Raw genomic sequence first — 11,777 nt, 5'->3', positions numbered from 1 at the left:
TGGATCCGCAAGCGGAGTGCGGCTTTGGGCTACGGGACTACGCGGGGCCAGGCACCTGGCGAGAAGGCTGCTGCAGGGGCAGCGACAGGCAAAAGACATTGCCTGCGCCAGCCCCGTCCTGCGCACCGCTGCCGGCAGTCCACGTGCACTGCGCACCGATGGCCTGCACGCGCGAGCGCACGTTGCCCAGCCCTTTGCCCCGGCCCGGCACGGTACTGCCCGGCGGCGGGGTGGCGGACGGTGGGCTGAAGGGCTGGCCATCGTCACGCACCAGCACCTGCACGCCCGTGGCGTCCGAGGTGGTGGAGATGCCGATGGACTGCGCACCGCTGTGCTTGATGATGTTGGTCAGCACCTCCTGCAGGATGCGCAGCACGTGCAGGGCGCTCTTGGGGTCGAGCCATTCCAGCGCGGGCACATCCTGCACACCCCAGCGCAGCGTGAGGCCTGCGGCCTGCAGGCGCGGCCCCAGCCGAAAGCGCAGCGCGGCCAGCAGGCTGAGCAGGTCGGCGCCGCTGTGGTCCAGCGAATCGATGGAGAGCTTGAGGTCATCGATGCACTCCTTGAGCACGCGCGCCATGTCGCCCTCGTGCAGGCGCCCGCCTTCGGCCATGCGCAACGCGCTGATCAGCGACGAGCCGATGCCGTCGTGCATGTCCTGCATCATGCGCTGGCGCTCGGCATCCAGTGCGCGCTGGCGCTCCAGCTGGTTCACTTGCGCGTAGGTGGCGGCCAGTTGGGCCTCGCGCTCGGCCAGGCGGCTTTCCAGCCCGGCGTTCAGCGTCTCGACCTCGCGCAACGCGCCGGTGTAGCGCAGGAACACAATGACCAGGAAGATCGCGAACACGCCGATGGAGGCGTAGGGCCCCAGGTACAGCCCTTCGATGGACACGCGGTAGCTGGCCATCAGCGTGTCGTAGATGGATGCGGGCACCGTGAGCGAGACCCACAGGCTGAGCACCATGGCCCAGGGCGAGCGGTTGACCCACGACGCCCACATGCCCGAGGCCGCCACGATCAGCGTGACCCCGACGATGCACAGGTAGATGACGGGCAGCACGGTCTCCACCTTGAGCGGAAGCCACGGCAGCGTGACCACCGAAACGGCAGTGACGAGGGCGATGATGGTGCGCTCCACCCGCGGCATGCGCAGGCCGTGCACCCGCACTGTGAACAGGAACACGCACACCAGCGACCAGCCCAGGGAATTGGCCGTGAGCCAGCCGAACCAGTCGTCGGAAATCGGCAGCGGCACGTCGCCCATGGTGAACTGCACCATGCGCAGCGCGTTGGCTACCGACGTGGCGAAGAACAGCACGTACATCACCTCGCTGCGGCGCACGCACCACACGGCAAAGGCAAAGATGCCGATGACCACGAAGGCGCCCGCCGCCATGGCGGTGAAGTCGGCCTGCAGCCAGCTGCGCACCTGGTAGCGCCACAGCAGCTCGCCCTCGCCGCCCACCCAGGCGGTGGAAATGGCGCCGCCCACGCCCTGCTGGCTGGCCATGCGCACCAGCACCGTGGCCGGTGCAGGCGCACCCTGCGCATCGGCCAGCGGCACCCACAGGGGCCGGTTGAAACTGTTCCACACCCGGCTGCCGCGCGAGCGGTGTACCAGCTGGCCATCGGCATACACGGCAATGCCGCCGATGGTCTGCCAGCGCGGCAAATACAGGAAGGTGCCGTCGGCCGGCGCGGCGCCGGCAGGCACCTGCAGCCGGTACCACACCACCTGGGGCAGCGCGGTTGCCGTGTCGCTCGATTCGGCCATGCTGCGCGGGCGGCTGTGGGGCAAGGCCACGTCCTCCCAGGGTACGCTGCCGTGGAGCACCTCGGGCGGCGGCGCGGCGGGGGCCTGCCAGCCGGCACCCGCAGGCTCGGGCCAGAAGCCTGCCTGCCTGAGGTGGCTGGCGCCAGCGCCCTCTTGGGTGGCCGGCTGTTGTGCCTGCGCGCCCGCCACCGCCATGGCCACGAGTGCGGCCGAAGCCAGCCACAGCAGCACCAGCCAGCGCAGGGAGGGTGAAGGCGAATGCCGGCGAGAGGACGGCCGGCGCATCCGTGTGTCAGTCGGCCAGAAGGCCATGGCGGCGCGCAACGTCGATGGCGCCGGCCCGCGAACGGACCTGCAGCTTGGCGTAGATGCGCCGCACGAAGGTACGCACGGTGGAGGTGGAGACACCGAGCGTGGCGGCCGCCTCTTCGGTGTTGAAGCCCTTGCTCACCAGTTGCAGCACGGCGCGCTCGCGCACCGACAAGGCCACCTCGTGGGATGGCAGGCCGGGCTCGCCCAGTGCCAGCGCGCCCGCCCTGGCATCGGCCGGCGGGGCCGCCTGCGCCACCAGCGAGGGCGGCAGCGGCAGCACCATCGCCCGCGCCAGGATCTTGCGCGCCACCATGGGGCTGATGGGGCTGCCCCCGGCATGCACGCTGCGGATCTCGTCAACCAGGCCCGGCGCACTGCTGTCCTTGAGCAGGTAGCCCGTGGCACCCGCCTCGATGGAGGGCAGCACATGCGCCTCGTCGCCGAAGATGGTGCTGACCAGCACGTTGCAGTCCGGCCACCGGGCACGCGCGGCGACGATCACGTCCAGGCCCGAGCCATCGGGCAGGCCCAGGTCCACCAGCAGCACATCCACCGCGTGCAGGGGCAGCAGCGCGAGCGCCTCGGCGCGGTTGGTGGCCACCAGCACCAGCTGCATGTCGGGCTGGGCCGTGATGTGCTCGGCAAAGGCCTCGCGTTCTTCGGGCTCGTCTTCCACCACGCCCACGCGAATGCGGTGGCCCGCGCCCAGCCAGCCGCAGGCGGCGGCAGGGGGTGCAGGCGCGTCGACGACGCCCATGGAGGAATTGCTGAATGGAGCCACGCGGCGGATTATGACGAGGTGCGGCCCGCTTGTACCTCATTCAATTGCACTAGAAACAACGTTGCAGTGCGGTTGGGCCTCCCTGCCCGCGCCAAGGGTGCGCCCGCTGCACGCGCTTGCGGCGGTGCGCGCGCCGCCCTTGACTCAGGCCATTGCCATCGCAGGCTGGCGGGCGGGCTGTTGCTGCATCAGTTGCTCATCGACCCAGCAGCCGTATTCGGCCGAGGCCTGCACCGGCTGCACCACCAACTGGGGCAGTGTGTAGGGGTGCTGTTTGCGCAGCAGGGCCATCAGCGCGGGCATGGCGCTCGCGGCAGTCTTGCAGGCCACGCGCAGTTCGCGGCATGCTTCCAGGGCGCCTTCCCAGTGGAAGTAGGCGGTGATGGGTTCCACCTGCACGCAGGCGGCCAGGCGGGCGTGCAGCACCGCGTGGGCGAGGCGTTTGGCTTCGGCTTCGGTGGCGACCGTGGTCGTGACCATGAGGATTTCGCGAAGGGCTGGTGCCGTTGGCGTTGCCGCTGTGCTCGGAGGGGTCATCATCATGCTGGTCTCCCGAAGGGGCTGTGATGGAGCTGGGTCGGGCAGTCTGCCACAGGTGGGGGGTGCAGGTCCAGTGGTCCTGGTACTGGTCCTTGGGCGATGGTTGCTGTGTGCTTTGGGCGAGGGCGGAGGCCGGGGTGTGCGCCCGGCGGCGCACCTACCTTCTTTTGCTTCGTCAAAAGAAGGTAGGCCAAGAAAAGACGACCCCGCTGCCCGTGTCCCCCTCGCCGGAGGCGAGGGGGCAGCCTGCGATGCTCGGTCCTGGGGTGACGCCGAAGAACTCCCTGCGCTGCCTCTGCGAGGCAGCTCCGGTCAAACAGCTTCGGCGAGCCAGATGACGAGGCGCGTGTCCTTCGGCACGCGCTCACCCCAGGCCCTGCGCTTCTCGGCACGGTCAGAAGGGGGTGGGAGCGGGCTCCACTCGGGCCATCGCTGCGCTTGGCCTGAGCAGGGAGATCGCGCCCAACCCGTCGGCAGCGCGCAGCGCGCGCGTCCCCGACCCCAGGCGTAGCTGCGCAGCAGCAGCCGTCAGGTACCAGCTCCCCACCCCTGCTGGCTGCGCCGAGAAGCGCAGGGCCTGGGGTGGGTGCGTGTGCCGAAGGACACACGCACTTCGTGATCTGGCTTGCCGCAGCTGTTTGAGCGGAGTTCGAAGAACGCAGCGAGTTCTGCGGCACCACCCCAGTTCCGAGCATCGCAGGTTGCCCCCGTTCGCCCGACAGGGCGAACGGGGGACGCAGACTGGGGGTCGCCTTCTCTTTGGTGACTTTCTCTTGGAGGGTGTAGAAGAAATCTATTGCAGTCGCCCCAACAACATCCGGGCCTGCGCAAGCCACACCCACGCCGCCGCATAGAACGGCTTGCGGTCGTGGTGCATCACCAGCCTGCGGTTGCGCTCCAGCCATGCATGGGTGCGCTCCACCACCCAGCGCTTCTTGTAGATGGTGGCCGGCTGCTCTTCGCTCCACAGCGGCTGCTGGGCATCGTCCCAGCGGTGGCGGGCACTGTGGCGCACGATGCGCACCTGCACCTGGTGCGCCTTCTCGATCTGCTGCGCGCATTGCCCAGCGTACGCGCTGTCGGCCCACAACGTCTTGAACGAGCCGTCCGTGCGCTTGCACGCCTGCGCTACAGCTTGCGCGGCCGCGTCGCGGTCCTGCACGGCTGCGCTGGTGACTACTACCGCAAGCAGCAGGCCCAGCGTGTCCACGACCAGATGGCGCTTGCGCCCCTGCACCTTCTTGCCCGCATCGAAGCCCAGCGTGCCGCCTTGAGGGCTACCCCGGTTGGATTGCGAGTCGATGATGGCCTCGCTGGGCTGCGCAGCGCGCTCCAGGCGTTGGCGCCATTGCTGGCGCAGACGCTCGTGCAGCGCTTCGAACTTGCCTTGGCGGGCCCAGTTGACGAAGGCCTTCTGCACGGATTGCCAGGGCGGATAGATCTGCACCGGCAGGTTGCGCCAGGACGTGCCGGTGCGCAGCACATAGCAGCAGGCATCGACAACGCTGCGCCGCGAGTAGGTGGCCGGTCTGCCGCGCGAGCCCGGTTGTTGCTCGAACAGGTCTTGCGCCAGAGCCCATTCGGCATCCGTCAGGGCTCCTGCGATGGAGCTGCCCGCTGGGCTGGTGGGTCGATGCCGGGCGTTGTAGCCGTAACGGGTGCCAGGCTGGCCAGGCTGCGAGCGAGACAGCTGCGGCTTGGGCCGCGTTCGCTGCAGGCCGGCAGCCTTCAGTGCCGCACGCAGAGTCACCGTGCTGGGTGCGCTGCGGCCCATGTGATCGGCCCAGGCCAGCGCCAACTCGGGCAGCGTGGCCTGCGGGTTGTCGCGTACTACCTCGCGCAAGATGGCGTACTCGCCAGGGGGGATCACGGGTGGTCGGCCTGTCTTTGCCATTGCGTTGCTCCTGCTTGGTCAATGCGGCGCTATTATAATTTATTTCTTCTACACCCTCTTGACGACGCAAGAGAAAGTTACTGCGCCGCCGGGCGCACATCCCGGCCTCCGCCCTCAACCCAGGCACGCAACCCAAACAGACAACGAGAGACCACGCCAACCATCACCCGAAGCGATGATCCTTCATGAACGCCCACTCGCATGCGCCAGGATGAAGTCCTTGACCAACACCATGGAGGCGTCTTCCAGCAACGCACTGCGGCACCACAGGTAGATGTCGCGCGGGGGCGGCACCACCGCGACCGGCAGGGCCAGCTCGACCAGGCCGTAGAAAGGCGCCAAAAATCCCAGCGGATAGCGCGGCAGCACTGACAGGTGGCGCCCCTTGGAGAGGATCTCCAGCACCATATGGGCATCGCCCATCACGGTGACCTCGGTATGGCGGGCTTCGACCCCGGCCTCGCGCAGCATGTCGCGCACAGGCGCATCGAACGGGGACGCCGTGCCCATGCCCAGCCAGTCCACATCGCCGCCCGCGGCCAGAACGCCCGTGCGCGCCAGCGGGTGCGCCTGGCCGCAGAAGACGCCCACCGTATCGTGCACCAGCAAGAAGCGCTCGATGCCCGCAGGCGGCTTGTCCAGCCACGAGGGGGCGATCACCAGCTCGTGCCGGCCGTCCACCAACTGGTCCACCAGCAGGTGCGGGCGGTCGCTCTGCACCGAGAAGGCGCGGCCCGGCGCCACGGCGGCCAGCCCGGCCACCAGGCCTGGCACCAGCGCGGCCCCCACCAGCGGCCCCGTACCCAGCCGGATGGTGTTGCGAAACCCGCCGCGGTGGCGGGCGCAGGCCTCCTCGGCATCGCGCACGCTGCGCGCAATGGCCCGGCCTTCGCGCGCCAGCACCTCACCCAGCGCGGTGCTGCGCACGCCGAAGCGGCTGCGCTCGAACAGCTGGCCGCCCGCGCGCGACTCCAGGGCCTGCATGTTGTGCGTGAGCGTGGGCTGCGTCAGGTGCAGCACTTGGCTGGCCTTGCTGATGGAGCCGCATTCCAGGATGGCGGACAGTTGCAGCAGATGCCGGGGATCCATAGATTTATTTAAGTTGAAACACCCAAATTTCAATTTTACAAAGAATGGAGCTGCCGCTAACGTCAGGGACATGCAACCCAACATCATCTACATCGTGGCGGACGACCTGGGCTTTGCCGACCTGGGCTGCTACGGCGGGCGCCAGGCGCAGTTCGGCGCGGTGTCGCCCCACATCGACGCCCTGGCTGCGGGCGGGCTGCGCCTGACGCAGGGCTACGCCAACTCGCCCGTGTGCTCACCCACGCGCGTGGCCCTGGCCACCATGCGCTACCAGTACCGTGTGCGCGCCGGGATGGAGGAGCCCATCAACAGCCGCAGCAAGGGCAGCACCGTGCTGGGCCTGCCGCCCGAACTGCCCACCCTGCCCTCGCTGCTGCGCGAGGCGGGCTATGCGACGGCCCTCATCGGCAAATGGCACCTGGGCTACCCGCCGAGCTTTGGCCCGCTGCGCTCGGGCTATGACGAGTTCTATGGCGTGATGGCTGGCGGCGTGGACTATTTCAGCCACTGCGCCGGGCGGGGTGACCACGACCTGTACCTGGGCGAGGAGGAGCACCACGAGCCCGGCTACCTCACGGACCTGCTGTCGGACCGGGCCGTTGGCCATGTGGGCCGCATGGCCGAGGGCGCGCGGGCGGGCAAGCCCTTCCTGCTGAGCCTGCACTACACGGCGCCCCACTGGCCATGGGAAACCCGCGACGACGCGGCCCTGGCGGCGCAGGTCAAGGACAACCTGTTCCACCTGCACGGCGGCAATGTGGAGACCTACCGCCGCATGATCCACCACATGGACGAAGGCATCGGCCGGCTGGTGGCCGCGCTGCGCACCGAGGGCCTGCTGGATAACACGCTCATCGTCTTCACCAGCGACAACGGGGGCGAGCGCTTTTCGGACAACTGGCCGCTGGTGGGCGGCAAGATGGACCTGACCGAGGGCGGCATCCGGGTGCCGTGGATCGCCCACTGGCCGGCCGTGATCGCACCGGGCGGCACCAGCGTGCAGCAGTGCATGGGCATGGACTGGTCTGCCACCCTGCTGGAACTGGGCGGCGGCGTGCCGCACCCGCAGTACCCGCTGGACGGCGTCTCGCTGGCCCGCATCCTGCGCGACCCGGCGGACACGTTCGAACGACCGCTGTACTGGCGCATGAACCACCGCACCCAGCGCGCCCTGCGCCGGGGGCCGTGGAAGTACCTGAAGGTGGACGAACACGAGTACCTTTTCCACGTCGAGAACGATGCGCGCGAGCGCGCCAACCTGGCCCGGCACGAGCCCGCGCGCTTTGCGCAGATGCGCGACGACTGGCTGGCGTGGAATGCCTCAATCGCCGAGATACCGGCCGATGCCACCGTGAGCCTGGGCTACTCGGCCAAGGACATGCCGCAGAGATAGATAGGCAGGCGCGCAGACAGACAGACAAAAACCGAGACAGCCCTCAGAACAATACCCAAGGAGACAAGACCATGACCCTCACCCATCCATGCCTGCAGCGTGGCACCCGGCACAGTGCACTGCGCCCTGCTGCCCTGGCAGCAGCGTCGCTGCTTGCCTTGCAACTGGCTGCGCCCGCCCATGCGCAGGACACGGCCAAAACCGCCTGGCCCAGCCGCCCCGTGACCCTGGTCGTGGGCACGCCGCCCGGCGGCGCCATCGACGCCTATGCACGCGCGCTGGCCCACGAGCTGGGCAAGGTGACGGGCGGCACCTTCATCGTGGACTACAAGCCCGGCGCCAACGGCAACATCAGCGCCGAATACGTGCAGAAGGCCGCGCCCGACGGGCACACGCTGTGGATCGGCACGCAGGCCATGGTGACCATCAACCCCAGTGCCTACGCCAGCCTGCGCTGGAAGCCGGCGGACTTTCGCCCCATCGCCAAGGGGGTGGAGGCGCCGCTGGTGCTGGTGGCCCACCCCTCGGTGCCGGCGCGCAGCTTTGCCGACCTGGTGAAGTGGACGGCGGCCAACCCGGGCAAGGTGTCGTACGGCTCGTACAGCCCGGGAACGCCCTCGCACTTTCTGGGCTTTCAGATGAACGAGCGTTTCAAGACCGACATGGCGCACATTCCGTACAAGGGCTCGGCCCCGCAGGTGGTGGACCTGGTGGGCGGCCAGGTGCCGCTGGGCTTTGCGCAGATGCAGACCGCGTTGCCCCAGGTGCAGGCCGGCAAGCTCAACGCGCTGGCCGTGACAAGCCCCGAGCGCTCGCGCCACCTGCCCCAGGTGCCCACGCTGGCCGAGCTGGGCTACAAGGACCTGAACACCACCATCTGGTTCGGCCTGCTGGCCGCCAGCGCCGTGCCCAAGCCGGTGCTGGACGCCATCGAGGCCGCGACTGTCAAGGCGCAGTCGGCGCCGGACTACCGCAGCAAACTCGATGCGCAGGGGTTTGATGTGCCCACGGAGCACGGCGATGCATTCGCCCGCACGATCGCTGCGGAAACGGCGCGGTGGGCGGGGTTGGTGAAGGCTACGGGGTTCAGGGCCAACGATTGATTGGGGTGGGCTTGGTGGATGGTGCCGCAGTCGCTTGTCGTCGATGGTGGCTGTGTGCTTTGGTTGAAGGCGGGGGCCGGGGTGTGCGCCCGGCGGCGCAGTAACTTTCTCTTGCGTCGCCAAGAGAAAGTCACCAAAGAGAAGGCGACCCCGCTGCCCGTGTCCCCACTCGCCCTTGCGGGCGAGTGGGGCAGCCTGCGATGCTCGGGCCTGGGGTGACGCCGAAGAACTCCCTGCGCTGCCTCTGCGAGGCAGCTCCGGTCAAACAGCTTCGGCGAGCCAGATGACGATGCGCGTGTCCTTCGGCACGCGCTCACCCCAGGCCCTGCGCTTCTCGGCACGGTCAGAAGGGGGTGGGTGCGGGCTCCACTCGGGCCATTGCTTCGCTCGGCCCCAACTGCCTCGCTGCGCTTGGCCTGGGCAGGGAGATCGCGCCCAACAGTCGGCAGCGCGCACTGCGCGCGTCACCGACCCCAGGCGCAGCTGCGCAGCAGCAGCCGTGTGGTACCCGCGCCCCACCTCTGCTGGCTGCGCCGAGAAGCGCAGGAGCTGGGGTGGGCGTGTGTGCCGAAGGACACACACGCTTCGTGATCTGGCTTGCCGCAGCTGTTTGAGCGGAGTTCGTAGAACGCAGCGAGTTCAGCGACGCCCACCCCAGATCCGAGCATCGCAGGTTGCCCCATCGCCCACCGGGCGATGGGGGACGCAGACTGGGGGTCGTCTTCTCTTTGGTGACTTTCTCTTGACGACGCAAGAGAAAGTTACTGCGCCGCCGGGCGCACATCCCGGCCTCCGCCCTTGAGCACGAGCATGCCGCCAGCAAAGGCAGCAAAAACTCAACGGGCCACTACCAACCGAAGCGACCCTTCATAAACCGCCTGCCTGCGCAAGGCCCCATACCGCGGATCCCAGACACCACTGACCAGATCAGCACGCAACGCCGCCACACTCGCCGCAGCCGACTCGGCCGACACGAAACCCCATGCCGAACAAGCCGTCCGCGCAGCCGGCACCAACAGCATCTCCGGCCGCCCGTAATACGCCTCGTTGAACCCATCCCTGCAATCCCAGGGAATCGGCACCGGCAACACCTCCACCCGCCCACCGAGCGCCGTCGCAATCCGGTCCATGGCTGGATAGCGCCGCGCCTCGGTGGCCAGCACCTCGGGTGCATAGTCGACCAGCCAGAAGTCCTGCACCGCGCCCGGGTCGCAGGTGAGGATCACCACCGGCCCGCGCGTCACCCGCCGCATCTCGCGCAGGCCAGCCTCCACGTCGCTCCACTGGTGGATGGAGAAGGTGGCCATGCTCGCGTCGAATGCGCCATCGGCAAACGGCAGTTGCTCGGCCACACCATCGACGGCGCGCGGCAGGTGCGCTGGCCGCTGGTCGCGCATGGACTGCGAGGGCTCGAGCGCCGTCACCCTGCGACCTGTGGGTTCGTACGATCCGGCCCCTGCGCCCACATTGAGCACGGTGGTGGCCGCATCGCCCAGGGCCTGCTCGATCAACGCTGCAATGCGCGGATCGGGCTGGCGGTACGACGAATAAGTGCTGCCCACGGCGCCGTAGTCGACATCGCCTGCACTGCCGTCAGCGGCCCGGGTGGTGCAGGTTTTAGTGGTGCTGGTCGTTTTCGGCATGGTGCCCTCCCCCTGGTTGGTTAAGGGCCCTATGGTCCCTGCCGACCCCCATGCGGACAAACGAGAATTGCGATCTGCATGCGTGAGAAAAACGCACATGGTCCACTGAAACCGAGAAATCGGCTGTGCGTGAGGGTCTGGCAGGGCCGCAATCCAGGCAGCGGGCGCATCGCGGCGTTGCGGGCTTTGCCAAGGCGGCCAGCCTTGGCAAAGCCCGCGCCTTGCGCTCAATCCCGCGGCCACCCCGGCGCACAGTCGATTTCTCGGTTTCAGTGGACTACTGGGGAGCGGGAGACGCTGACGGGGTGGGCGGTAAGCATCTGAGAAGGCCAGTGCCGGCATCAGCCACGGCGGCTGGTCGTTGCCGTGGCCTGGAAAGACGAGCGCATGCACGACGCGAAATGGCCGGCGTGCGTGTCGCGCGCAGCGAGCTGGGCGCGCAGCATGTAGCTGCGAAACGGAATGTCCGGCCGGAAGGCGACCGCCACCACGCCGGGCAGGCGCATGGTGCGCACGACGATGGGGTTGACCAGCCCCACGCCCAAGCCCTCGCTGGACATGCGGCAGATGGTGGCCGCGTGCGAGGTCTCCAGCACCATGGTGCGGCCGTCGTCCACAAAGGCCGCGTCCACGGCGCGGCGCGAGGCGCTGCCGCTGGGCAGCGAGATGAAGCGCTCTCCATTCAAATCCTGCGGTTGCACGAAGCGCTTGCGCGCCAGCCGGTGGCCCGAGGGCATGACGCAGACCGCGCTCTCGGTGTGGATGACCGAGGCCTTCACGCCCGGCTTGTCGGGCACGTAGCTGACAAAGCCCACATCGCAGTTCTGCGTGGCGATCCAGTTGGCGATGATCGACGACTCGCTGGTGGCCACGACGATGCGCACGCGCGGGTAGCGCTCGCTGAACAGGCGGATGGCCAGCGGCAGCACGCTCATCGATATCGATGCCGCCGCCGCCACGCGCAATGTGCCGGCGCCCAGGTCGCGGATCGCCCGCGCGGATTCGGACACGCTGTCGAGGCCGATGAAGGCGCGCTCCACGTCCTTGAACAGCGCCTCTGCCGCCTTGGTCGGGACGACCCGCCCGGGCGTTCTGTCGAACAGCTCGAAGCCCACCTCAGCCTCCAGCTTGCCGACGATGCGGCTGACGTTGGGCTGCGAGGTGTGCAGCTGCTGCGCCGCCACGGTCATGGAGCCTGTGAGCATGACGGCACGGAAGGTCTCGAGCTGCTTGAAGTTCATGGCAATG

The 11,777-nt window shown here is 68.4% G+C and carries 9 protein-coding genes; 2 read left to right on the top strand and 7 right to left on the bottom strand.

The window, feature by feature from the left end; translation table 11 throughout:
- Positions 1-37: 37 nt before the first annotated feature.
- The 5 genes from ACSQ3Y_RS16740 to ACSQ3Y_RS16720 form a co-directional block, all read right to left on the bottom strand.
- Complete coding sequence (locus ACSQ3Y_RS16740) at positions 38-2,059, bottom strand: ATP-binding protein (RefSeq protein WP_436178133.1); 2,022 nt, start codon at positions 2,057-2,059, stop codon at positions 38-40.
- Between the two features lie 7 nt (positions 2,060-2,066).
- Positions 2,067-2,843 (bottom strand): response regulator, encoded by a 777-nt coding sequence (locus tag ACSQ3Y_RS16735; protein ID WP_428001051.1) that lies wholly within the window; start codon positions 2,841-2,843, stop codon positions 2,067-2,069.
- A gap of 168 nt (positions 2,844-3,011) precedes the next feature.
- Positions 3,012-3,410, bottom strand: coding sequence for a divalent-cation tolerance protein CutA (gene cutA, locus ACSQ3Y_RS16730; RefSeq protein ID WP_436178132.1), 399 nt, complete (start codon positions 3,408-3,410; stop codon positions 3,012-3,014).
- 790 nt (positions 3,411-4,200) lie between these two features.
- Positions 4,201-5,301, bottom strand: coding sequence for an IS5 family transposase (locus tag ACSQ3Y_RS16725; protein WP_436178131.1), 1,101 nt, complete (start codon positions 5,299-5,301; stop codon positions 4,201-4,203).
- 183 nt (positions 5,302-5,484) lie between these two features.
- Complete coding sequence (locus tag ACSQ3Y_RS16720) at positions 5,485-6,390, bottom strand: LysR family transcriptional regulator (protein WP_436178130.1); 906 nt, start codon at positions 6,388-6,390, stop codon at positions 5,485-5,487.
- 70 nt (positions 6,391-6,460) lie between these two features.
- On the opposite strand from ACSQ3Y_RS16720, the gene ACSQ3Y_RS16715 reads away from it, so the two are divergent.
- On the top strand, positions 6,461-7,783 hold the full coding sequence (locus ACSQ3Y_RS16715; protein ID WP_436178129.1) for a sulfatase family protein: 1,323 nt from the start codon (positions 6,461-6,463) through the stop codon (positions 7,781-7,783).
- Between the two features lie 71 nt (positions 7,784-7,854).
- A complete protein-coding gene (locus ACSQ3Y_RS16710) occupies positions 7,855-8,886 on the top strand; it encodes a Bug family tripartite tricarboxylate transporter substrate binding protein (RefSeq protein ID WP_428001055.1) in 1,032 nt (343 codons plus the stop codon).
- A gap of 836 nt (positions 8,887-9,722) precedes the next feature.
- On the opposite strand, the gene ACSQ3Y_RS16705 is transcribed toward ACSQ3Y_RS16710, so the two are convergent.
- Positions 9,723-10,529: a class I SAM-dependent methyltransferase gene (locus ACSQ3Y_RS16705; protein WP_057265531.1), complete on the bottom strand. Its 807-nt coding sequence runs from the start codon at positions 10,527-10,529 to the stop codon at positions 9,723-9,725.
- Between the two features lie 341 nt (positions 10,530-10,870).
- Positions 10,871-11,770 carry a LysR substrate-binding domain-containing protein gene (locus ACSQ3Y_RS16700; protein ID WP_436178128.1) on the bottom strand — a complete coding sequence of 300 codons (900 nt, stop codon included), beginning with the start codon at positions 11,768-11,770 and terminating at the stop codon, positions 10,871-10,873.
- Between the last annotated feature and the right edge of the window lie 7 nt (positions 11,771-11,777).

This window comes from Acidovorax sp. LjRoot66, from assembly GCF_964253305.1.
Classification (GTDB): Bacteria; Pseudomonadota; Gammaproteobacteria; order Burkholderiales; family Burkholderiaceae_C; genus Acidovorax.
The sequence above is the reverse complement of the archived record's forward strand: the minus strand, read 5'-3'. Positions and strand labels throughout refer to the sequence as shown.